22 protein-coding genes and 1 pseudogene are annotated in these 20,995 nt (G+C 66.9%); 15 read left to right on the top strand and 8 right to left on the bottom strand.

The genetic code is table 11. The annotated features are described in order from the left end of the window. Nucleotides 1–3: 3 nt before the first annotated feature. Both A6A40_RS05360 and A6A40_RS05355 read right to left on the bottom strand, forming a co-directional pair. The gene (locus tag A6A40_RS05360) at nt 4–702 is read right to left on the bottom strand and encodes an EAL domain-containing protein (protein ID WP_199275888.1); all 699 of its coding nucleotides are present in this window, start codon (nt 700–702) and stop codon (nt 4–6) included. Between the two features lie 202 nt (nt 703–904). Next, on the bottom strand, nt 905–3,238 hold the full coding sequence (locus A6A40_RS05355; RefSeq protein ID WP_063634479.1) for a xanthine dehydrogenase family protein molybdopterin-binding subunit: 2,334 nt from the start codon (nt 3,236–3,238) through the stop codon (nt 905–907). Nucleotides 3,239–3,389: 151 nt separating this feature from the next. On the opposite strand from A6A40_RS05355, the gene A6A40_RS05350 reads away from it, so the two are divergent. From A6A40_RS05350 to A6A40_RS05340, 3 genes are all read left to right on the top strand, one after another. Next, on the top strand, nt 3,390–4,124 hold the full coding sequence (locus A6A40_RS05350; protein ID WP_063634478.1) for an SOS response-associated peptidase: 735 nt from the start codon (nt 3,390–3,392) through the stop codon (nt 4,122–4,124). Between the two features lie 10 nt (nt 4,125–4,134). Further along, complete coding sequence (locus A6A40_RS05345; RefSeq protein WP_236783739.1) at nt 4,135–4,677, top strand: thermonuclease family protein; 543 nt, start codon at nt 4,135–4,137, stop codon at nt 4,675–4,677. A gap of 224 nt (nt 4,678–4,901) precedes the next feature. Then, nucleotides 4,902–5,705, top strand: a complete 804-nt coding sequence (locus A6A40_RS05340) for a response regulator (RefSeq protein WP_063634476.1) — start codon at nt 4,902–4,904, stop codon at nt 5,703–5,705. A gap of 171 nt (nt 5,706–5,876) precedes the next feature. Here the strand turns inward: A6A40_RS05340 and A6A40_RS05335 are convergent, their stop codons facing one another. Both A6A40_RS05335 and rpe read right to left on the bottom strand, forming a co-directional pair. Next, nucleotides 5,877–6,134 carry a GlsB/YeaQ/YmgE family stress response membrane protein gene (locus A6A40_RS05335; protein WP_063634475.1) on the bottom strand — a complete coding sequence of 86 codons (258 nt, stop codon included), beginning with the start codon at nt 6,132–6,134 and terminating at the stop codon, nt 5,877–5,879. A gap of 265 nt (nt 6,135–6,399) precedes the next feature. Further along, nucleotides 6,400–7,053: a ribulose-phosphate 3-epimerase gene (rpe, locus tag A6A40_RS05330; protein ID WP_063634474.1), complete on the bottom strand. Its 654-nt coding sequence runs from the start codon at nt 7,051–7,053 to the stop codon at nt 6,400–6,402. 228 nt (nt 7,054–7,281) lie between these two features. Here rpe and modA point away from each other — a divergent pair, with 228 nt between their 5' ends. From modA to modC, 3 genes are read left to right on the top strand one after another with little or no spacing between them, the layout of a single operon-like run. Further along, nucleotides 7,282–8,091: a molybdate ABC transporter substrate-binding protein gene (gene modA / locus A6A40_RS05325; RefSeq protein ID WP_063634473.1), complete on the top strand. Its 810-nt coding sequence runs from the start codon at nt 7,282–7,284 to the stop codon at nt 8,089–8,091. Between the two features lie 10 nt (nt 8,092–8,101). Further along, nucleotides 8,102–8,797, top strand: coding sequence for a molybdate ABC transporter permease subunit (modB, locus tag A6A40_RS05320; protein WP_063634472.1), 696 nt, complete (start codon nt 8,102–8,104; stop codon nt 8,795–8,797). A 2-nt stretch (nt 8,798–8,799) separates the two neighbouring features. Further along, nucleotides 8,800–9,918, top strand: a complete 1,119-nt coding sequence (gene modC / locus A6A40_RS05315; protein ID WP_063634471.1) for a molybdenum ABC transporter ATP-binding protein — start codon at nt 8,800–8,802, stop codon at nt 9,916–9,918. A 67-nt stretch (nt 9,919–9,985) separates the two neighbouring features. Here modC and A6A40_RS05310 read toward each other — a convergent pair whose 3' ends face one another. Next, nucleotides 9,986–10,297 carry a hypothetical protein gene (locus tag A6A40_RS05310; protein WP_063634470.1) on the bottom strand — a complete coding sequence of 104 codons (312 nt, stop codon included), beginning with the start codon at nt 10,295–10,297 and terminating at the stop codon, nt 9,986–9,988. 375 nt (nt 10,298–10,672) lie between these two features. Between A6A40_RS05310 and A6A40_RS05305 the strand changes: the two genes are divergently transcribed. The 9 genes and pseudogenes from A6A40_RS05305 to A6A40_RS05265 all read left to right on the top strand — a co-directional run bounded on the left by A6A40_RS05305 (nt 10,673) and on the right by A6A40_RS05265 (nt 18,869). Continuing rightward, nucleotides 10,673–11,044 carry an FtsB family cell division protein gene (locus A6A40_RS05305; protein ID WP_174718508.1) on the top strand — a complete coding sequence of 124 codons (372 nt, stop codon included), beginning with the start codon at nt 10,673–10,675 and terminating at the stop codon, nt 11,042–11,044. A 194-nt stretch (nt 11,045–11,238) separates the two neighbouring features. Beyond that, the gene (gene pdhA / locus A6A40_RS05300) at nt 11,239–12,252 is read left to right on the top strand and encodes a pyruvate dehydrogenase (acetyl-transferring) E1 component subunit alpha (protein WP_063634469.1); all 1,014 of its coding nucleotides are present in this window, start codon (nt 11,239–11,241) and stop codon (nt 12,250–12,252) included. 78 nt (nt 12,253–12,330) lie between these two features. Beyond that, nucleotides 12,331–13,731: a pyruvate dehydrogenase complex E1 component subunit beta gene (locus A6A40_RS05295; RefSeq protein WP_063634468.1), complete on the top strand. Its 1,401-nt coding sequence runs from the start codon at nt 12,331–12,333 to the stop codon at nt 13,729–13,731. Between the two features lie 16 nt (nt 13,732–13,747). Next, entirely contained in the window at nt 13,748–15,100 is a 1,353-nt protein-coding gene (locus A6A40_RS05290; RefSeq protein WP_063634467.1) for a pyruvate dehydrogenase complex dihydrolipoamide acetyltransferase, read from the top strand. A 19-nt stretch (nt 15,101–15,119) separates the two neighbouring features. Further along, nucleotides 15,120–15,422, top strand: coding sequence for a chorismate mutase (locus A6A40_RS05285; RefSeq protein ID WP_063634466.1), 303 nt, complete (start codon nt 15,120–15,122; stop codon nt 15,420–15,422). 15 nt (nt 15,423–15,437) lie between these two features. Further along, nucleotides 15,438–16,830 (top strand): annotated as a pseudogene (gene lpdA, locus A6A40_RS05280) (dihydrolipoyl dehydrogenase). Nucleotides 16,831–16,872: 42 nt separating this feature from the next. Beyond that, nucleotides 16,873–17,358, top strand: a complete 486-nt coding sequence (locus tag A6A40_RS05275) for a DUF29 domain-containing protein (protein ID WP_063634465.1) — start codon at nt 16,873–16,875, stop codon at nt 17,356–17,358. 62 nt (nt 17,359–17,420) lie between these two features. After that, the gene (gene lipA / locus A6A40_RS05270; protein WP_063634464.1) at nt 17,421–18,377 is read left to right on the top strand and encodes a lipoyl synthase; all 957 of its coding nucleotides are present in this window, start codon (nt 17,421–17,423) and stop codon (nt 18,375–18,377) included. Between the two features lie 36 nt (nt 18,378–18,413). Next, entirely contained in the window at nt 18,414–18,869 is a 456-nt protein-coding gene (locus tag A6A40_RS05265; RefSeq protein ID WP_063634463.1) for a type II toxin-antitoxin system RatA family toxin, read from the top strand. Nucleotides 18,870–18,901: 32 nt separating this feature from the next. Here the strand turns inward: A6A40_RS05265 and A6A40_RS05260 are convergent, their stop codons facing one another. From A6A40_RS05260 to A6A40_RS05250, 3 genes are read right to left on the bottom strand one after another with little or no spacing between them, the layout of a single operon-like run. After that, nucleotides 18,902–19,090 (bottom strand): 4-oxalocrotonate tautomerase, encoded by a 189-nt coding sequence (locus A6A40_RS05260; RefSeq protein ID WP_014247666.1) that lies wholly within the window; start codon nt 19,088–19,090, stop codon nt 18,902–18,904. 41 nt (nt 19,091–19,131) lie between these two features. Next, entirely contained in the window at nt 19,132–19,635 is a 504-nt protein-coding gene (locus tag A6A40_RS05255; protein ID WP_063634462.1) for a CinA family protein, read from the bottom strand. Between the two features lie 36 nt (nt 19,636–19,671). Continuing rightward, nucleotides 19,672–20,844, bottom strand: coding sequence for a bifunctional 2-C-methyl-D-erythritol 4-phosphate cytidylyltransferase/2-C-methyl-D-erythritol 2,4-cyclodiphosphate synthase (locus A6A40_RS05250; protein WP_108546634.1), 1,173 nt, complete (start codon nt 20,842–20,844; stop codon nt 19,672–19,674). Nucleotides 20,845–20,995: the final 151 nt, after the last annotated feature.

Genomic DNA, 20,995 nt, shown 5'->3' with positions numbered 1-20,995 from the left:
GGATCAGGGGGCGAGCGCCGCCATTTCAGGATTTGTCACCACCGCCTCGAAGGCTGGCTTGGCGAACAGATAGCCCTGCATCAGGGTGACGCCCAGGTCGCGCAGAGCCTTCGCCTCGTCCACCGTCTCCACCCCCTCGGCGATGGGGGTGATGGCGAGGTCCTCGCACACGGCCAGGATGGCCTTGACGATGCTGCGCCGCGCCCGTTCGCTGTCGATGCTGCGGGTCAACTCCATGTCGAGCTTGATGATATCCGGCTGGAATTCCGCAAGCAGGTTCAGGCCGGAATAGCCGGAGCCGAAATCGTCGATTGCGGTCAGGAAGCCCTGGCGCTTGTATTCGCTGAAGATGCTCTTGAGATGGCCGTGGTCCACCACCCGCTCACTCTCCGTGACCTCGAAGATGATGCGGTCGGTGGGGAAGCCGGTCCGCCGGGCGGCGGCCAGCGTCGCGCGGATGCAGGCCTCCGCTTTGTACACGGCATTGGGCAGGAAGTTGATCGACAGGCGGGCGCCGTTCATCGGCAAAGCCGCGGCCAACTCGATGGCCTTGACCCGGCAGGACTGGTCGAAGGCATAGCGGGTGGCGTCGGTCACCTGTCCCAGCACCCAGCCGGCGCCCTGGCCGGCGGTGCCGCGGACCAGCGCCTCATGCGCCCACACGGCACCGCCGGCGACATCGACGATGGGCTGGAACGCCATCGTGAAGTCGAGATCGAGCCTGTCCGCGCACTGTCCACCGCACCCGCCGTCCCCAAACGCCATCGCCTTACCCCTGTCCGCCCGTTGTCTCCACCTTTAGGCAATCGACAATGCCACGGTTTTCATCCGACGGAGGTGTGGCATTTGCCACACCTCCGACCAGAACCTTCCCTGATACACCGAAGACGGCGCGATCATCGGCCTATTCGGCAGCCATCGGCGTTTCGGCGCCGCGGATCGCCGCCCACACCGTTTCCGGCGTCGCCGGCATGTCGATGTGGGTGATGCCGAGGTCCGACAGGGCATCGACCACCGCATTGATGATCGCCGGCGGCGCGCCGATGGCTCCGGCCTCTCCCGCGCCTTTCATGCCCAGCATGTTGGTGGTGCTGGGAACGCTGTTCAGCTTGACCTCGATCGGCGGCATGTCGACCGCGCGCGGCATCTGATAGTCCATGAAGGAGCCGGACAGCAGCTGACCGCTGTCGGGGTCGAACACCACCCGCTCCTGCAGCGCCTGACCCAGCCCTTGCGCCACGCCGCCATGGATCTGGCCGATCACCAGCATCGGGTTGATGACCGTGCCGAAATCGTCGACCACGCTGTAGCGCACCACCTCGATCACGCCGGTGGCGGGATCGACCTCAACCTCCGCGATGTGGCAGCCGTTGGGGAAGGTGCTGGCCGGCGGGGTCCAGCGCGCCATCTCGGAAAAGGCGATGCCGCTGCCGTTCTCGGCGGCCTTGGCCGCGACCTCCTTCAGCGATACCGCGCGGTCGGTGCCGACGATGGTGAAGCGACCGTCGGCGAACTCCACATCGATTTCGGCGGTCTCCAGCAGGTCGGCGGCGACGGACGTGGCCGCCTTCACCACCTTGGCCGCACCTTCCGCCAGCGCCGAGCCGCCGACCGGGACCGAACGCGAGCCGCCGGTGCCGGAGCCCCAGCTGACGCGGTCGGTGTCGCCCTGCACCACCTCGACATCCTCCGGCGGAACGCCCAGCCGGTCGGCGAGGATCTGCTTGTAGGCGGTCTCGTGGCCCTGGCCGTTGGTCTGGGTGCCGATCAGCAGAACCACCGTCCCGTCGCCATTGACCTGGACGGTCGCCTGCTCCGGCCCGCCGCCCGAGCAGGCCTCGATGTAGGTGGACAGGCCGGCCCCGCGCAGCTTGCCGCGGGCCTTCGCCTCGGCCTTGCGGGCGGGCAGGCCGGCCATGTCGGCTAGGATCAGGCCATCCTCCTGATTCCGGGCGAAGTCGCCGGTGTCATAGACCTGCCCCATCGGCGTGGCGTAGGGCATGGCGGTCGGCGGGATGAAGTTGCGCCGCCGGATTTCCGCCGGGCCGAGGCCGGTGACGCGCCCGGCATGGTCGATCAACCGTTCCAGCAGATAGGCCGCTTCCGGCCGGCCGGCGCCGCGATAGGCGTCCACCGGCTGGGTGTTGGTGAAGACGCCCTTCACCCGCACATAGACCGCCGGCGTGCGGTAGGAGCCCACCAGCATCGCCGATCCGGCATCGGTCGGGATGAAGGGGCCGTAGTTCGACAGGTAGGCGCCGAGATTGGCGACGGTGTCCACCCGCAGGCCGAGGAAACGGCCGTCGGCGTCGAGCGCCAGACGCGCCTTGCTGACATGGTCGCGGCCATGGTCGTCGCTGATGAAGCCCTCGATGCGGTCCGCGGCCCATTTCACCGCGCGGTTCAGCCGGCGGGCGGCGAACAGGCAGGCGACATATTCCGGGTAGTTGAACAGCTTCATGCCGAAGCCGCCGCCGACGTCGGTGGTCAGCACGCGGATGCGGGAGTCCGGCTCGTTCAGGATCTTGGCGAACTGCTTCTGCAGGCCGTGGACGCCCTGGCTCGTGACATAGATCAGCAGGCGGCCGGGGGCTCCGTCGGCACCCGATTCGACACCGGCGACACAGGCGCGGCCCTCCATCGGGTTGGCGACGACGCGGTTGTTGACCAGTTCCAGTTCGACCACGCGGTGGGCGCCGGCGAGCGCCGCCTCCACCGCCGCCTCGTCGCCGGTGTCCCAGTCGAAGCAGAGGTTGTTCGGCGCCGCGTCCCACACCAGCGGACGGCCGGGCTCCAGCGCCTCCAGCGTTCCGGTGACGGAATCGCGGTCCTCGTAATCGACCATCACCAGCTCGGCCGCCTCGCGCGCGGCCTCCAGCGTCTCGGCCACCACCATGGCGACCGGATCGCCGACATGGCGGACGAAGCCGCGGGCCAGCGCCGGGCGGGGCGTGCGGACATAGTTCGATCCATCACGCTGCTTCAGCGCCGCCTGGCAGGGAATCATGCCGACATTTTCGGCATCGAGGTCGGCGACGGTGTAGACCGCCAGCACACCGGGCTGCGCCAGCGCGTCCGACGCATCGACCGAGCCGATGGCGGCGAAGGCATGGGGGGAGCGGACGAAGGCCGCATAGGCCTGTCCGGGAAGAGACACGTCGTCGGTATAGCGGCCGCCGCCGGTCAGCAGCCGGGCGTCTTCGGTGCGCGGAACCGCCTGTCCGATGCCGAACTTCATGGGTGAACTCCCGCCTTCCGGTTCGATGCGATTGTTGTGTTCCGCGAAGATAGGCTGGCTCAAGCGTCAGGGAAACCCCCGGAGGTGTCCGGGCATTGCGGACTGGCGCCCGTCGGCCGCAGGGCCCATATTCCAGAACATGTGTGGACGCATGCTACTCACCACCCCGGTCAGCGAGGTCCAGCGCCTGTTCGGCGTTCCCGAACGGCCGAACCTGATGCCGCGCTGGAACATCGCCCCGACCCAGGACATCCCGGTCATCCGGCGGGAGGAGGACGACCGCCATCTGGCGATGGTCCGCTGGGGGTTGGTGCCGCCCTGGGCCGACGATCCGTCCATCGGCGGGCGGATGATCAACGCGCGTGGCGAATCGGTGGCTGACAAGCCAGCCTTCCGCGACGCCTTCCGCAAGCGCCGCTGCCTGATCCCGCTGGACGGCTTCTATGAATGGACCAGCGTGGGGGAAGGGGCGAAGCCGCGCAAGCAGGGCCATGTCATCCGTCGCCGCGACCGCGGCCTATTCGCTCTGGCCGGGTTGTGGGAGCGCTGGCGCGGGCCGAAGGGCGCAGCGCCGCTCGACCCGCCGCTGGAGACCGCGACGGTGGTGACGACGGCGACCAACGCCACCCTGTCCTTTCTGCACGACCGTATGCCGGTGGTACTCGCCCCTGCCGACTGGGACGCGTGGCTCGATCCGGCGACCCCGCTGCCGGTGGTGGAGGGGCTGATCCGCTCCGCGCCGGACGACTGGCTGGACGTGGTGCGGGTGGGGCCGAAGGTGAACAGCGTGCGCAACGACGACCGTTCCTGTCTCGATCCGCCGGAAGAGGCGATGCCTGCGACGGGGAAGGGCAGGCCGGGCGATGACCAGCCGAGCCTGTTCTGAGGTCATCCCGGTGACGAGGATCGTCCTGGTCCTGATTTGCGGCCTGGTCCTCGCCGCTCCTCCCGCCATGGCGCAGACCAATCAGGCAGCCAAGGGGCGCGGCCCCATCGCCAACACGCCGGACCAGACCATCAAGGGCGCCGCCATGGCGGTGGAGGGGGATCTGCTGACCGTCAACGGCACGGCGGTGCGGCTGATGGGCATCGACGCGCCGGATCCGGGGCAGAAATGCAAGAACCGCTACGGCCATGAACTCGACTGCTTCAAGGTGGCCACCGCCGTGCTCGCCAACATGGTGAAGGGCGAGGAGGTGACCTGCACCTTCACCGAACAGGACCGCACCGGGGAGAAGAAGGGCGAATGCCGGGTGCGCGGGGTCGATCTGGGGGCGGCGATGGTGTCGCGCGGCTGGGCCTTCCAATATGCCAGCCTGTCGCCCGTCTACCAGAAGGGCGAAGCCTATGCCCAGAGCAAGCGGATGGGGCTGTGGGCCGGGCAGGTGGAGAAGCCGTGGCAATGGCGCTCGCGCCAACTGCGCGAGAAGGCGAAGTGAGCGACCGGCTGTTGGATTGTTGTCTTCTTCGGCATTGACCTGCGGGCTGTGTTCGTTGGTTGGCGTTGCACACCCCCATTTCCCATTCGACCGCTCCATTGGGCATGCTAGGATTCCACCAGGACGAATAATGACCTCCACAGGCCGGCAGGCTTTCCCCGGCGAACGATCGGAGAGGCTGAACTCAAGAGCGGCAACTCCCGTAGGGGAGCGGAGTCACCGGTATGCTCGTTTACGAATGTGAACTGTTCGAAGTGGTTCCGATCCTGCGCCGCTATGCGCGGGCGCTGACGGGCGCCACCGACCGTGGCGACGTGCTGGTGACCCGCTGTGTCGAGGCGGCGATGATGGCGCCTTCGCGATTCGGCCTGAATCGCGGCGCGGAGGGTGCCCGGCTGTCGATGTATGCCCTGCTGAACCTATTGTTCGACCGCTCTCCTGAGGAGTTCGGACCGCCCGGCCGGCCGCTGCCATCGCCCCATCCCATAGAGCGCGCTCTGGCGGATCTGCCTGAGGCCGACCGCCGCCTGTATCTGCTGACCGCGCTCGAAGGGCTGAGCATCCGGCAGGCGGCGAAGGTTCTGCAGCTGTCGGCCGGCGAATCCATCGACCGGCTGAAGGCCGCCCGCGCCCGCGTGCGCACCGCGATGGTGCAGCGGGTCATGGTTGTCGAGGACAATGCCCTGCTGGCGATGGAGTTGGGGGAGCTGGTGGCCGACATGGGCCATGTCGTCTGCGGCACCGCAGGCAACGAGACGGAGGCGCTGGCCCTGCTGAAGGCGGAAAGGCCGACGCTGGCCCTGCTGGACGTCCGGCTGGCGGATGGCGGCAGCGGAATCGAGATCGCCCGCCGGCTGAAACGCGTGCGCGACCTGCGCACCATCTTCGTCACCGCCTTCGACGATGACATCCGCGCCCTGGACGCCCGCCATCTGGGGCAGATCGTACGCAAGCCCTTCACCAATGCAGGCCTTCAGGCGGCGATTTCCCGTGCCATCTTCATGCCGCAGCCGGTGGCACTGGCCTGACCGTCTCCCTCGCGTCGAGACCATGAAAAAGGGACCACCGCCGGTGCGGTGGTCCCTTTTCCTCAAGGCGGCCTCCGTCAGGCAAGCCGCCTTCGGTCGGAGCCGGCTGCAGCGTCATGTTTGGCGATCGGATTCACGCTCCAGATCGAGTCCGATTTTACGCGATCCGATCTATACCGTGTGCCGGCGGCCGGCGATCATGCGGTAGATGGCCAGGATGATGATCGCGCCGACGATGGCGCCGATGAAACCCGCCCCTTCACCCGGCCGGTACCAGCCGATGGCCGCGCCAAGATAGGTGGCCACGAAAGCGCCCGCGATGCCCAGCAGCGTGGTGATGATGAATCCGCCCGGATCGCGACCCGGCATCAGGAACTTGGCGACGATGCCGGCGATGAAGCCGATGATGATCGTCCAGAGAATGCCCATGGTTGTTTTCCCTTCCGTTGCGGGACCGTCTTCCCATGCCCAATAACGGGCAAAGCGGCGATTGGTTCTCCTTCCCGGCGGATCTTTTGGCCCGATGCTCTTTTGGCCAGCCGGAATTTGACCACGGGCATGGCCGGCTGCAGCATCGCCGATCAGGACCGCGCCGCCCTCATCTCGCCGGCGCCCAGCGGTCCGGCCGAAAAGGCACGGCCCCGCACCGCCCCCATGGAGGCGGTGCGGGGCCGTGCCTTTTCTCAGTTACAGCTCAACGCAGGGCGCGGATGTTGGCGGCATACTGATCCGGACCGCCGGTGAAGGTGGCGGTGCCGGCGACCAGGACGTCGGCGCCGGCCTCGATAGCCAGACGGGCGGTCTCGGGGTTGATGCCGCCGTCGACCTCCAGGTCGATCTGCTTGCCCAGCGCGTCGATGCGGGCGCGCAGGTCGCGGATCTTCGGCAACTGGCTCTTGATGAAGCTCTGGCCGCCGAAGCCGGGGTTCACCGTCATCACCAGAACGAGGTCGATGTCCTCCAGCACATGCTGGATGGCGTCCACCGGCGTCGCCGGGTTCAGCGACACGCCGGCCTTCTTGCCCAGCGACTTGATCAGCTGGATCGTGCGGTGCAGATGCGGCCCCGCTTCCGGATGGACGGTGATGATGTCGGCGCCGGCCTTGGCGAAGTCCGGGATGAACAGGTCCACCGGCGATATCATCAGATGGACATCGAAGACCTTGGTCGAATGCGGCCGCAGCGCCTTCACCACGCCAGGCCCGATGGTGAGGTTCGGGACGAAATGCCCGTCCATCACGTCGATGTGGATGTAGTCGGCGCCGGCGGCGTCGACCGCGCGGACCTCCTCGCCCAGCCGGGCGAAGTCGGCGGAGAGAATCGAGGGGGAAATCTTCACGGCGCGCATGGGGATTCCTGAAGCAGAGGGAGGGCTGGGACCGGGTCCGATTCGCCGCACTTCCTATCACGGGCCGGCGCGGCAAGTCATGACATGATGTGAATTCCGCAGAACCTGCGGGATCGGTCCCGGCCAGGATCGTGCAGCACGAGCCCGGCCGTTTGCCCTTTACCGCAACCGCGAAGCGTTGTATCCATCTGGATATATGTTCGACGTCAAGAGCGGCAGGAGGTGGAGATGGTCGGTGTGGGTGCGATCCTTGGGCGGGGCCGAGTCAGGCTCGCTTTGTCGGCGGCGATTCTCGGCTTCGGCCTGAGCCTTGGGGCGCCGGTGGCAATGGCTCAGGACGTGCTGGTCCTGGCTGCCGCCTCGACCAAGAATGCCGTGGATAAGCTCGCCTCCCAGTTCAAGGCGAAGACCGGCCTGTCGGTGACATCCTCCTTCGCCGCGTCCTCCGCGCTGGCCAAGCAGATTGAGAATGGAGCGCCGGCCGATATCTTCATCTCGGCCGATCTCGACTGGATGGATTATTTGCAGCAGCGCAATCTGATCAAGGTTGACAGCCGCAGCAACCTGCTGGGGAACGAGCTGGTGGTGGTGGTGCCGAAGGGGACGGCGCTGAAGCCCGACCTGACGAAGGGAGGCAAGCTGGCCGAGCAGCTGGGCGACGGACGGCTCGCCACCGGCGACCCATCGAACGTTCCGGTCGGGAAGTACGCCAAGGCGGCGCTGGAGTCTCTCGACCAGTGGAAGGCGGTCGAACCGAGGCTGGCGCGGGCCGACAGCGTGCGTGCGGCGTTGGTGCTGGTCAGCCGTGGCGAAGTGCCGATGGGCATCGTCTATCGCACCGACGCCGCCATCGATCCGGGGGTGGCGGTCGCCGCCGTGTTCCCGCCGGACAGCTATCCGCCCATCACCTATCCGGCGGCGCTGGTGGCCGCGTCCAAGAGCGCGGGCGCCGCCGCTCTCCTCGATTACATGAAGTCGCCGGAGGGCATGGCGGTGTGGACGGAATTCGGCTTCGTCCCGGCCCCCAAAGCACCGTAAGCTCTGCGGCATGGAATTCCTGACGCCGATGGAGACCACCGCGTTGCTGCTGAGCCTGCGTGTCGCGGGTGTCGCCATCGCGTTGGGATTGCCGGTCGCCGTGCTCGCCGCCTGGGTGCTCGGGCGCTACAGCTTTCCGGGCAAGACGCTGGTCGATGGGCTGGTCCATCTTCCGCTGGTCCTGCCGCCGGTGGTCACCGGCTATATCCTGCTGGTGACCATGGGGACCAAGGGGGTTGTGGGCGGCTGGCTGTACCAGACCTTCGGCATCAAGCTGATCTTCACCGCGGAGGGCGCATCGCTGGCGGTCGCGGTGACGTCCTTTCCGCTGATGGTGCGCGCCATCCGCCTGTCGGTGGAGGCGATCGACGGCGGGCTGGAGGCGGCGGCGCGCACGCTGGGCGCCGGTCCGGTCGATCGCTTCTTCACCATCCTGCTGCCGCTGATGGCGCCCGGCCTGCTGTCCGGCGCCATCGTGGCCTTCGCCGCGGCGATGGGCGAGTTCGGGGCGGTCATCACCTTCGTCTCGAACATTCCCGGCCAGACCCAGACCCTGCCGCTGGCGATCTATGCCGCCACCCAGGAACCCGGCGGCGACGCGGTGGCGGCGCGGCTGGCATCCATTTCCTTCGGCGTCGCCCTGATCGCGTTGATGCTGTCGGAATTCCTGGCACACCGCGTCCGGCGGCTGATCGGACAGACCTGACGATGCTCGATCTTGCGATCCGCCAGACGCTGGGCGCCTTCACGCTGGACATCGCCTTCACCGCGGAGGAGCGCGGGGTGACGGCCCTGTTCGGCCGCTCCGGCTCCGGCAAGACCTCCGTCATCAACGCCATCGCCGGACTCACGCGGCCGGATGCCGGGCACATCCGCATCGGCGACACTCTGTTCTTCGACAGCGCCCGGCGCATCGACATACCGGTGGAAAAGCGGCGCATCGGCTATGTCTTCCAGGATGCGCGCCTGTTCCCGCACATGACCGTGCGCAGCAACCTGGAATTCGGCCTGCGCCGCGTGCCGGCCGTGGAGCGGCACATCGCCTTCGGCCCGGTCGTCGAGCTGCTGGGGCTGGGCCATCTGCTGGACCGCCGTCCACGCGGTCTGTCGGGAGGCGAAAAGCAGCGCGTCGCCTTCGGGCGCGCCCTCCTGGCACAGCCGCGCCTGCTGCTGATGGACGAGCCGATGGCCTCGCTCGATACCGCCCGCAAGGCGGAGATCATGCCCTATATCGAGCGGCTGCGCGACGAGATGAACATCCCCATCGTCATGGTCAGCCACGCGCTGGACGAGGTCGTGCGCCTCGCCACCACCATGGTGCTGATCGGAGAGGGAAGGGTGCGCGCCGTCGGGCCGGTGGGCGCCGTGATGGGAAGGCTCGACCTGTCGGCCGTGACCGGCGCGCAGGATGCCGGCACGGTGCTGGACCTGACGGTGGAGCGGCATGTCCCGGACGACGGGCTGACCGTGCTGGCCTTCGACGGCGGCCATCTGACGGTGCCGCGGGTGGAGCGTGCGCCGGGCGCCTCGGTGCGTCTGCACATCCATGCCCGCGACGTGATCGTCGCCTTGCAGCAGCCGGTCGGCGTCAGCGTGCGCAATGCGCTGGCGGCGACGGTGGTGGAGATCGCCGAGTCGGGACCGTCCTCCGCCGACGTTCGGCTTGCGGTGGGCGGTTCGTTCCTGATCGCCCGCATCACCCGCGCAGCCGTCCGGGAGTTGGGCCTGACGCCCGGCCGCCCGGTGGTGGCGCTGGTGAAGGGCATTGCCTTCGGGCCGGGCAGCATCGGCGCGCCGGCGGAAGGACGGCGGATCGTCGATGTGTGATTATGGTCCGGCCACTGACAAAGCCCCTCTCCCCTTGCGGGGAGAAGGGCAATTGGCGATCGCCGGCCTACTGAGCGCCGGACGGGGTGGCCGAGCCGCCGGTGCCGGCACCGCCGCCGGCAGACCCGCCGGCCGTGGAGCCGCCCGGCGCCGTGGTGGTGGCGCCGCTGGTTTCGTTCATCGAGTTGCCGGAGGTTCCGCCTTGAACCGGAACACCGGTGGAGGGCGGCGGAACGGTGGTGGAGTCGCTGCTCGACCCGCTGCTGGTGGTCGGGCTGGTCTGGTTCGCCGCGTTGGAGTTCTGGGCGTTCTGGTCGTCGCAGGCCGTCAGCCCCAGAAGCAGGGCGGGAAGGGCCGCGATCAGAAACTTGCTGCGCATGGAGTGCATCTCCTCAGCCAATGAGCGGCGCCGCTCTGAAAGCCGGCAACCGGGAGCGCTTTCACAAACCCCGGTACGGCTCCGGCAACGCCGTGTGTGGGTCGAAACACGCCACCGCCGGTTTCATTCCATTCCCCCTTAGCACTATGCCCAGCGGATTCCATCCGGCGACAGGGCAGGATGCACCCGCGGGAGCGCCGGACTGTCCTGCCGGTTGACGATGAGAACTTTCACGGAACGTTCTGGCAACTTGTGGCGCGCACGTGGCAGGTCCCCATTACTGGGTTGCGCAAAGAACACGACACTTTTGCGACTTGGCTGTTCCATCTTTTTCGTTTGACCGGTGGAAAGTCGCTGTGATTCCATCCTCCGACCATGACGATGATCGCCGACTTCACCGACACGCTCGCCCGCGCTGCCAAGAGCGCGATCCGCCAAGCCATCATGCCGGCGCTGTGCGCCTGTGTGGTCGCCTACTTCGCCTACTACGCGATCCATGGCGATCGCGGGCTGGTGGCGATGAAGCAGATCCAGGGTGAGATCGCCCAGGCCGAAGAGGTCCTGAACCAGCTCCGCACCGAGCGGGAGGAGATGGAACGGCGCGCCCAGCTTCTGCGCGGCGACGGGCTGGACCGCGACATGCTGGAGGAGCGGGCGCGGTTGATGCTGAATTTCTCCAACCCGCGCGACGTCATCGTGAAGCTGCCCAAGCTGGCCGATCCGGAAGGGGGTCCGGCACAGAAGTAAGGGGAAATCAGCCGATTAACCGAAATTCGGTTAATCGAAAATAGCGCTGCAAAAACAGATATTTGCGCGGGCTGTAAAGCTCGTGTAGTGTGCGCGCCATATTCGCTTCCGGTGCGGGTTTTTCTCATGCCCGCAACGCGTGGCGGCAAGGGTCATCGTAAGGCCCAATGCCGCTTGAACCCTGGGGAGGAATCATGGCCGCGTCCCGACGCCGTCCGACCAAGGCGCAGACCGACACCGCGCCCGCTCAAGCCGTCTCTTCCGAAGAACTTCTTCATTATTACCGTGAGATGCTGCTGATCCGCCGCTTCGAAGAGAAGGCGGGCCAGCTGTACGGCATGGGCCTGATCGGCGGCTTCTGCCATCTGTATATCGGCCAGGAAGCCGTCGTGGTCGGCGTTCAGGCCGCCCTTAAGGACGGCGACAGCGTCATCACCAGCTACCGCGACCATGGCCACATGCTGGCCTGCGGCATGGAAGCCAAGGGCGTGATGGCCGAGTTGACCGGCCGCATTGGAGGCTACTCCAAGGGCAAGGGCGGCTCGATGCACATGTTCAGCCAGGAGAAGAACTTCTTCGGCGGCCATGGCATCGTCGGCGGACAGGTCCCGCTTGGCACCGGCCTGGCCTTCGCGCACAAGTACAGCAATGACGGTGGCGTGGCTGCCGTGTATTGCGGCGACGGCGCCATCAACCAGGGCCAGGTGTACGAGAGCTTCAACATGGCGGCGCTGTGGAAGCTGCCGGTTCTCTTCATCATCGAGAACAACAAGTACGCCATGGGCACCTCGCAGGAGCGCGCCTCTGCCGGCGAGCTGCACCAGCGTGGCGCCGCCTACGGCATCCCCGGCTATCAGGTCAACGGCATGGATGTGCTGGAGGTCAAGGCCGCGGCGGACCAGTGGGTGCCCCACATCCGCGGTGGCAACGGCCCCGTCATCCTCGAGATGAAGACCTACCGCTACCGCGGCCACTCGATGTCCGACCCGGCCAAGTACCGGACGAAGGAAGAGGTCGAGAAGATGCGGTCGGAGTCCGATCCCATCGATCAGCTGAAGGCGAAGATCCTGTCCGGCAACCACGCCGACGAGGACAAGCTGAAGGAGATCGACCGCGAGGTGAAGGCGATCGTCACCGAATCGGCCGAGTTCGCCCAGCAGAGCCCGGAGCCCGATCCGTCGGAGCTGTGGACCGACATTCTCGTCTGATCCTGACGTCAACGATAAGCGGGAGCGGCGCCTTGTGGGACGGGAAACCGGATTCCCCGCGCCGCCGGAGGTTGAGGAATGCCGATCGAAGTGTTGATGCCGGCCCTGTCGCCCACGATGACCGAGGGCAAACTTTCGAAGTGGCTGAAGAAGGAAGGTGACCAGGTGAAGTCCGGCGACGTCCTCGCCGAGATCGAAACCGACAAGGCGACCATGGAGGTCGAGGCGGTCGATGAAGGCCGCGTCGGCAAGATTCTGATCGCCGAGGGCACCGACAACGTCGCCGTGAACACCCCCATCGCCGTCCTGCTGGAAGAGGGCGAGGACGAGAGCGCGCTGAGGAAGGGCGGCAACGCCCCAACCGTCGCCACTGCCGCCGCCGCTCCGGCCGCCCCCGCTCCCGCACCGGTGGCGGAAGCCGCTCCTGCTCCGGCGCCCACGGTGCCGGCGGCTCCGGCCGCGGCGCCGGCCTCGGACGAGGACAGGTTCATGGCCAAGACCGTCAAGAAGACGGTTCGCGAAGCGCTGCGCGACGCGATGGCCGAGGAAATGCGCCGTGACGACAAGGTGTTCGTCATGGGTGAGGAGGTCGCGCAGTACCAGGGCGCCTACAAGGTGACCCAGGGCCTGCTGCAGGAGTTCGGTGAGCGTCGCGTCATCGACACGCCGATCACCGAGATCGGCTTCGCCGGTCTTGGCGTCGGCGCCGCCTTCAAGGGCCTGAAGCCGGTCGTCGAGTTCATGACCTTCAACTTCGCCATGCAGGCGATCGACCACATCATCAACTCGGCCGCCAAGACGCTGTACATGTCGGGCGGCCAGATGAGCAACTCGATCGTGTTCCGCGGCCCGAACGGCGCCGCCGCCCGCGTCGGCGCCCAGCACTCGCAGTGCTATGCCTCGTGGTACGCTCATTGTCCGGGCCTGAAGGTCGTGTCGCCCTGGTCGGCGGCCGACGCCAAGGGCCTGCTGAAGGCGTCGATCCGTGACGCCAACCCGATCGTGTTCCTTGAGAACGAGATCCTCTACGGCCAGAGCTTCGAGGTTCCGGAGGACGAGGACTTCGTCCTGCCGATCGGCAAGGCCAAGATCGAGCGTGCCGGCAAGGACGTGACGATCACCGCCTTCTCGATCATGGTCGGCCATGCCATGGCCGCCGCCGAGATCCTGGCCAAGGAAGGCATCGACGCGGAGGTCATCAACCTGCGCACGATCCGTCCGCTGGACACCGAGACCATCGTCAACAGCGTCAAGAAGACCAACCGCCTCGTTTCCGTCGAGGAGGGCTGGCCCTTCGCCGGCATCGGTTCGGAAATGTGCGCGCTGATGATGGAGCAGGCGTTCGACTATCTCGACGCGCCGGTCGCCCGCGTGGCCGGACTGGACGTGCCGATGCCCTACGCCGCCAACCTGGAAAAGCTGGCGCTGCCGCAGGTCGATCACATCGTCAAGGCCGCCAAGCAAGCCTGCTATCGTTGAGAGGAGGGCTGATAGGATGACCGTTCAGATTCTGATGCCCGCCCTCTCGCCCACGATGACCGAGGGCAACCTCGCCAAGTGGCTGAAGAAGGAAGGCGACACGGTGAAGTCCGGCGACGTGCTCGCCGAGATCGAGACCGACAAGGCCACCATGGAAGTCGAAGCGGTCGATGAAGGCCGCATCGGCAAGATCCTGATCCCGGCCGGCAGCCAGGGCGTGGCGGTGAACACCCCCATCGCCATCCTGCTGGAAGAGGGCGAGGACGAGAGCGCGCTGGCGTCCGCCGGTTCCGCTCCGGCCCCGGCGGCTGCCGCTCCGGCCGCTGCCCCGGCTCCGGCCGCTGCCCCGGCTCCGGCTGCCGCTCCGGCGGCTGCTGCTCCGGCCCCTGCCGCCCCGGTCTCCGCTCCGGCGGCGGGTGGCGCCCGCGTGTTCGCCAGCCCGCTGGCACGCCGCGTCGCCGAGCAGGCCGGCGTCGACCTGAAGACCGTCAAGGGCACCGGCCCGCACGGCCGCATCGTCAAGGCCGACGTCGAGGCCGCCAAGGCCGCCGGCCCGGCCAAGGCCGCTGCTGCCGCCCCGGCCGCTGCTTCGGCTCCAGCTGCCGCCGCTCCGGCTCCCGCGGCGGCTCCGGCCCCGGCGAAGGCCGAGGGTGTCGATGCCAAGGCGCTCGCCGACAAGCTTGGCATGGCCTACACCGCCGTGCCGAACAGCGGCATGCGCAAGACCATCGCCAAGCGCCTGGGCGAGGTGAAGCGCACCGTTCCCGACTACTTCCTGACGGTGGATGTCGAGATCGATGCGCTGATGAAGGTCCGCGCCGAGCTGAACGGCCGGTCCGACGCCTACAAGCTGTCGGTGAACGACTTCATCATCCGCGCCGTGGCGCTGGCGCTGAAGAAGGTCCCGGCGCTGAACGCCGCCTGGACCGACGAGGCGATGCTGCAGTACAGCCACGCCGACATCTCGGTCGCCGTCGCCACGCCGACCGGGCTGATCACCCCGATCGTCAAGAAGGCGGAGACCAAGGGGCTGGCCGACATCTCCAACGAGATGAAGTCGCTGGCCAAGAAGGCGCGCGACAACGCGCTGAAGCCGGAAGAGTATCAGGGTGGCACGATCTCCATCTCCAACCTTGGCATGATGGGGATCAAGCAGTTCCAGGCGATCATCAACCCGCCGCAGGCCTGCATCCTGGCGGTCGGCGCCAGCGAGCAGCGCCCGGTGGTCAAGGACGGCGCGCTGGCCATCGCCACGGTGATGAGCCTGACCGGCACCTTCGATCACCGCGTGGCCGATGGCGCCGTCGGTGCGGAATTCCTTGGAGCGGTGAAGAAGCTGCTCGAGGATCCGCTCTCGATGCTGCTCTGACGGCTGGAGGACCGGTTCCATGTCGAAAAGCCTTGCCCCGCTCCGCGCCGAGATCGACGCAATCGACGACGAGATCGTCGCGCTGCTGGGCAAGCGCCTGTCCGTCGTCCACCGCGTCGCTGCGGTGAAGATGGCGGAAAACCTGCCGGCCGTACTGCCCGACCGCGTCGAAGCGGTCAAACGGCGGGCGGCCGAGGCGGGGCTGGCGTACGGCCTGGATCCGGACTTCATGGCCACCCTGTACCAGACGATCATCGACGAGGCGTGCCGGGTCGAGGAAGGCATCTTTGCCGCCGGCCGCGAGGATGCGCCTCGCTCCTGAATGGGGAGAACACCCTTGGCCGACATCAATTACGACGTCATCGTCATCGGCGGCGGGCCGGGCGGCTATGTGGCGGCGATCCGCGCCGCGCAGCTGGGCCTGCACACCGCGGTCATCGAGCGTGAGAACCTGGGCGGCATCTGCCTGAACTGGGGCTGCATCCCGACCAAGGCGCTGCTGCGCTCCGCCGAGGTCCTGCATCTCGCCAAGCATGCCGCCGACTACGGCCTGGTCATCCAGAACCCGTCCTTCGACCTCGACAAGGTCGTCGCCCGCTCGCGCAAGGTCGCGGGGCAGCTGAACGGCGGCGTCAAGCATCTGCTGAAGAAGAACAAGGTCGCGGTGATCGAAGGCTCCGCCAAGCTGCTCGGCAAGGGCACGGTGGCGGTGACCAAGGGCGATGCCCCGGTCGGCACCTTCGGCGCCAAGCACATCATCATCGCCACCGGCGCCCGTGCCCGCACGCTGCCGGGCCTGGAGGATGACGGCAAGCTGGTCTGGACCTATCGCAAGGCGATGACCCCGGATGCCATGCCGAAGTCGCTTCTGGTCATCGGCTCCGGCGCCATCGGCATCGAATTCGCCAGCTTCTACAATGCCTTGGGCGCGAAAGTTACAGTGGTCGAGGTGATGGACCGCATCCTTCCGGTGGAGGATGAGGAAATCTCCGCAATGGCCCGGAAAGCCTTCGAAAAGCAGGGCATGCGCATCATCACCGGCGGCAAGGCCGGCAACCTGCGCAAGGCCGCCGACAGCGTGACCGTGTCCGTCGAGGCCGGCGGCAAGACCGAGGACATCACGGTCGACCGCGTCATCGTCGCCGTCGGCATCAGCCCGAACACGGAGGGCCTCGGCCTGGAGAACACCAAGGTCAAGACCGACCGCGGCCAAGACCAACGCCATGTGCGAGACCGACGAGCCGGGCGTGTACGCCATCGGCGACGTGACCGGCGCACCCTGGCTCGCCCACAAGGCCAGCCACGAGGGCGTGATCGTCGCCGAGCACATCGCCGGCAAGCATCCGCATGCGCTGAACGTCCGCAACATTCCGGGCTGCACCTATTCGCACCCGCAGATCGCGTCGGTCGGCCTGACGGAGAAGAAGGCCAAGGAAGCCGGCTACGAGATCAAGGTCGGCCGCTTCCCCTTCGTCGGCAACGGCAAGGCCATCGCGCTCGGCGAGCCGGAAGGCCTGATCAAGACCATCTTCGACGCCAAGACCGGCGAGATGCTGGGCGCCCACATGATCGGCGCGGAAGTGACCGAGCTGATCCAGGGCTACGGCATCGCCAAGTCGTCGGAGCTGACCGAGGCCGAACTGATGCACACGGTGTTCCCGCACCCGACTTTGTCTGAAATGATGCATGAGTCGGTCCTTGATGCCTATGGCCGGGCGATCCACTTCTAACTAATGTTTCCGAGGTGACGTTCTTCCCAGCCGGATGGGGCCATGGACCGCAGCAGCGCCGCGTATGACGAAGATTTCTACGCCTGGACCCAAGCCCAGGCGCAGGAGCTTCGCCGTGCCGGCGCCGAACGGAACAACGCCCCGGTCGACTGGGAGAACGTCGCCGAGGAGATCGAGTGCATGGGCCGCAGCCAGAAGTCAGAGATCGACAGCCGGCTGACCGTGCTGATCGTGCATTTGCTGAAATGGTTGTTCTGTCCTGACCTGCGCGAACGATGCGAGCGTGGCTGGCGGCTGACCATCCGGGAGCAGCGGGAAAAGCTGATCGACGAGATCGCCGCGAGCCCAAGTCTGCGCCCGTTCTGCGAGTCCATCTGCGACAAGGTTTACCGCCGCGCCCGCCTGCGGGCCGCCGTCGAGGCGGATGTTCCCGACGGCCATTTCCCGGTCGAGCTGCCTTTCACACTTGACCAGGCGCTCGATCCGGCCTATCCGGCCGAGCTGTTTCCGCCGGAATGGCGGGTTTGACACCCTCATCGCACCTATTGTCGGGGCCGGGGCATCGCGTCGGCCATCGGGAGCTTTAGACCATGACCCTCGTCGACCAGACCGAGAAGCTGCGCCACCCCGAAAAGGCCCATAAGCCCGACAACCCGATCCAGCGCAAACCGGCCTGGATCCGGGTCAAGGCGCCGATGAGCCAGGAATACAACGAGACCCGCCAGTTGATGCGCGGGCTGAAGCTGAACACCGTGTGCGAAGAGGCCGCCTGCCCGAACATCGGGGAGTGCTGGAAGCACAAGCACGCGACCTTCATGATCCTGGGCTCCATCTGCACGCGCGGCTGCGCCTTCTGCAATGTCGAGACCGGACGCCCGGACCTGCTGGACCCGCATGAGCCCGACAATGTGGCCGAGGCGGTCGGCAAGCTGAAGCTCAGCCACGTCGTCATCACCTCGGTCGACCGCGACGATCTGGCCGACGGCGGTGCGGAGCATTTCGCCCGCACCATCCGCGCCGTCCGCGCCGCGTCGCCGACGACGACCATCGAGATCCTGACCCCCGACTTCCAGAAGAAGAAGGGTGCCGTCGAGGTGGTGGTTGAGGCCAAGCCCGATGTCTTCAACCACAATCTGGAAACCGTTCCGCGCCTCTATCCCACCATCCGTCCGGGTGCGCGCTATTTCGCCTCGCTGCAACTGCTGGCGCGGGTGAAGGAGCTGGATCCGACGATCTTCACCAAGTCGGGCCTGATGGTCGGGCTTGGCGAAACGAAGGAGGAGATCGGGCAGGTGATGGACGATCTGCGCTCCGCCGATGTGGACTTTCTGACGATTGGGCAGTATCTCCAGCCCACGCCCAAGCATGCGGCGGTGGATCGCTTCGTGACTCCTGAGGAGTTCGACGGTTATTCCACTGTTGGCCGCGGCAAGGGCTTCCTGCTGGTGGCCTCGTCGCCGCTGACGCGCTCGTCCTATCATGCGGGTGCGGATTTCGAGAAGCTGCGCGAAGCCCGGCTGCGCAAGTTGGGGGCCGCGGCCGCCTGATGCAGGCGGTTCAATAGACAAGGATATGGTACGGGCATGCCCACGCACGCGGAACAGAAGGTTCTTCCCTACACCCCCCGGCAGATGTACGACCTTGTCGCCGACGTGGAGAAGTATCCGGAGTTTCTGCCCTGGTGCCTGGCGGCCCGCATCCGCAAGCGCGAAGGCAATGTCATGTTCGCAGACCTGATCATCGGCTTCAAGATGGTCCGCGAACGCTTCACCTCGCGGGTGGAACTTAACGAGTCCGCTTGCCGCATCGACGTGCAATACACCGACGGTCCGTTCCAGTACCTGAACAACCACTGGATCTTCAACGATCATCCCGACGGCTGCTGCGTCGATTTCTTCGTCGATTTCGAGTTTCGCTCGAAGATGCTGCAAAAGATCATGGGCCTGCTGTTCAACGAGGCGGTGCGGCGCATGGTGCAGGCCTTCGAGACGCGGGCGGCCCAGTTGTACGGGCCGGGCAGGGCGACGCAACCGGCGTGACGCCCTGCTGGCTCAACTGAGAAGCGGGTGGGTCAGGTCTTGTCCGACCACAGCTCCCCGCCGCTGGCCCAGTCGCTTTTCTTCACATCCTGGAAGATGATGTCCACCGCCGAGGGGGAGCAGCCGAGGACCTTCACGGTCGCCTCGGTCAACGCCTTGGCATACTCTCGCTTCTGTTCGACGGTGCGGCCTTCGAACAGCTGGATATTGATGGTCGGCATCAGGTTTTTTCCTTCCTTATGAACAGTTTATAGCGGTTTCTTCAGCGCAGGCTTCCAGTTGGACGAGCCAGCCGCAACCGTTCCAGCGCTGCCTGGACGGTCGCCATCCGCACGGCGTCACGGTCACCGGGGAATGTGTACTCCTTCGCCTTGGCCGCCCCGCCGCGCACGGCGGTGGCGACATAGACGCGGCCCACCGGCTTGGTTTCCGTGGCTCCGCCGGGGCCGGCGATACCCGTCACCGCCACCGTCACGTCGGCGCGCGACCGCGCCAGCGCGCCGACGGCCATGGCGACCGCCACCTCCGGGCTGACGGCGCCATGAGCGTGCAGCAGACTGGCGGGAACACCCAGCAGTTCCGTCTTGGCGATGTTGGTATAGGTGACGAATCCGCGGTCGACCACCTTGGACGAGCCGGCGATGTCGGTCAGGGCACCGGCAATCAGCCCGCCGGTGCAGGATTCGGCGGTTGCCAGCATGAAGCCGGCGAGGCCGTATTCGGCAAGCACCTGGGCGGACAGCTCGCGGATGGTCTCGGGAAACATGGCGGCCCCTCCCGCTTCGTTTGATTGGGTCGGATGTTAGCCGGGAAGTCGGATGGTCGCCACCGCCTGCGCTGCGATGCCCTCCCGCCGGCCGGTGAAACCCAGCTGTTCGGTGGTGGTCGCCTTGACGCTGACCCGCCCGACCTCGATGCCCAGGATTTGGGCAATCCGCTCCGCCATCGCGGCCCGGTGGGGGCCGACCTTCGGCCGTTCGCAGATGATGGTCACGTCGGCATGGGCGATGACGCCGCCCCGCTCCGCCACCAGATCGGCGGCATGGCGCAGGAACTTCGCACTGTCCGCCCCGCGCCAGCGCGGATCGGTCGGCGGGAAGTGGCTGCCGATGTCGCCGGCGGCCAGCGCGCCGAGGATGGCGTCGGTCAGGGCATGCAGCCCGACATCGGCGTCGGAATGCCCCTCCAGCCCATGGCTGTGCGGAACCTGCAGGCCGCACAGCGTCACGAAGTCGCCGTCGGTGAAGCGGTGGACATCGAATCCGCTGCCCGTCCTGACATCCCACAGGCTGCTTATGATCGCGCGGGTGGCGCGGGCCAGGTCGTCGGGGGTGGTCACCTTGAAATTGTCCTCCTTGGACGGCACCAGAGCGACGGCCAATCCGGCGCGCTCCGCCACCGCGGCATCGTCGGTCAGCGACAGGCCGGCGGCGGCGCGGTGCGCCTCCAGAATGTCGGAGAAGCGGAAGCCCTGCGGGGTCTGAGCCCGCCACAACCCGTCGCGGTCCACCGTCTCACCGATACTGCCGTTGGCCCCGCGCTTCAGCGTGTCGGCCACGGGCACCGCGGCGATGGCGCCGGGCCTGTCGTCGAGGGCCGCGATCACCGCGCCGATGGTCGCTTCGTCGATCAGGGGGCGCGCGGCATCGTGGATCAGCACAAGATCGGGGGCGCCGTCGGCGGCCAGCGACTCCAAACCGTTGCGCACCGACTCCTGCCGGCTCGGGCCGCCGGCGACCGGGGCGGGGAGTCCAAGCCCGGCGACGGCGGCATCGTAAGCCTCGCGCCAGATCGGGTCGATGACCACCTGGACGCCGGTGACCTGCGGATGGCGCAGGAAAGCCTCAACCGTCCGGCGCAACACCGGCTTTCCGGCAAGGTCGAGATATTGCTTCGGCCGTTCGGCTCCGAACCGTTGGCCGGATCCGCCGGCGACGATCAGCGCGATGCAGGTGGGCGCGATGCAGGTGGGCATGAGGCAAACCGTAAGATATGATAGCCACTTGACGGAAACGTCGCGGAGCCTAGCCTGTCGCCGTGGTTCCGCCAAGTGCCGAGCCTGCCTGTTTCATCGCCGGACGCTTCCCGGCGGGTCAATGGCCACAGGGGACGGGGCCACAGGACGG

It is taken from the genome of Azospirillum humicireducens, from assembly GCF_001639105.2.
Taxonomy (GTDB): Bacteria; Pseudomonadota; Alphaproteobacteria; order Azospirillales; family Azospirillaceae; genus Azospirillum; species Azospirillum humicireducens.
This window is presented reverse-complemented; position numbering and strand designations above follow the sequence as displayed.

Bases quoted from the DNA above. Each gene is read 5' to 3' on its own strand.
- A6A40_RS05360 (WP_199275888.1), bottom strand. From the start codon at position 702: ATGGCGTTCCAGCCCATCGTCGATGTCGCCGGCGGTGCCGTGTGGGCG.
- A6A40_RS05355 (WP_063634479.1), bottom strand. From the start codon at position 3,238: ATGAAGTTCGGCATCGGACAGGCGGTTCCGCGCACCGAAGACGCCCGG.
- A6A40_RS05350 (WP_063634478.1), top strand. From the start codon at position 3,390: ATGCTACTCACCACCCCGGTCAGCGAGGTCCAGCGCCTGTTCGGCGTT.
- A6A40_RS05340 (WP_063634476.1), top strand. From the start codon at position 4,902: ATGCTCGTTTACGAATGTGAACTGTTCGAAGTGGTTCCGATCCTGCGC.
- A6A40_RS05335 (WP_063634475.1), bottom strand. From the start codon at position 6,134: ATGGGCATTCTCTGGACGATCATCATCGGCTTCATCGCCGGCATCGTC.
- rpe (WP_063634474.1), bottom strand. From the start codon at position 7,053: ATGCGCGCCGTGAAGATTTCCCCCTCGATTCTCTCCGCCGACTTCGCC.
- modA (WP_063634473.1), top strand. From the start codon at position 7,282: ATGGTCGGTGTGGGTGCGATCCTTGGGCGGGGCCGAGTCAGGCTCGCT.
- modB (WP_063634472.1), top strand. From the start codon at position 8,102: ATGGAATTCCTGACGCCGATGGAGACCACCGCGTTGCTGCTGAGCCTG.
- modC (WP_063634471.1), top strand. From the start codon at position 8,800: ATGCTCGATCTTGCGATCCGCCAGACGCTGGGCGCCTTCACGCTGGAC.
- A6A40_RS05310 (WP_063634470.1), bottom strand. From the start codon at position 10,297: ATGCGCAGCAAGTTTCTGATCGCGGCCCTTCCCGCCCTGCTTCTGGGG.
- A6A40_RS05305 (WP_174718508.1), top strand. From the start codon at position 10,673: ATGACGATGATCGCCGACTTCACCGACACGCTCGCCCGCGCTGCCAAG.
- pdhA (WP_063634469.1), top strand. From the start codon at position 11,239: ATGGCCGCGTCCCGACGCCGTCCGACCAAGGCGCAGACCGACACCGCG.
- A6A40_RS05295 (WP_063634468.1), top strand. From the start codon at position 12,331: ATGCCGATCGAAGTGTTGATGCCGGCCCTGTCGCCCACGATGACCGAG.
- A6A40_RS05290 (WP_063634467.1), top strand. From the start codon at position 13,748: ATGACCGTTCAGATTCTGATGCCCGCCCTCTCGCCCACGATGACCGAG.
- A6A40_RS05285 (WP_063634466.1), top strand. From the start codon at position 15,120: ATGTCGAAAAGCCTTGCCCCGCTCCGCGCCGAGATCGACGCAATCGAC.
- A6A40_RS05275 (WP_063634465.1), top strand. From the start codon at position 16,873: ATGGACCGCAGCAGCGCCGCGTATGACGAAGATTTCTACGCCTGGACC.
- lipA (WP_063634464.1), top strand. From the start codon at position 17,421: ATGACCCTCGTCGACCAGACCGAGAAGCTGCGCCACCCCGAAAAGGCC.
- A6A40_RS05265 (WP_063634463.1), top strand. From the start codon at position 18,414: ATGCCCACGCACGCGGAACAGAAGGTTCTTCCCTACACCCCCCGGCAG.
- A6A40_RS05260 (WP_014247666.1), bottom strand. From the start codon at position 19,090: ATGCCGACCATCAATATCCAGCTGTTCGAAGGCCGCACCGTCGAACAG.
- A6A40_RS05255 (WP_063634462.1), bottom strand. From the start codon at position 19,635: ATGTTTCCCGAGACCATCCGCGAGCTGTCCGCCCAGGTGCTTGCCGAA.
- A6A40_RS05250 (WP_108546634.1), bottom strand. From the start codon at position 20,844: ATGCCCACCTGCATCGCGCCCACCTGCATCGCGCTGATCGTCGCCGGC.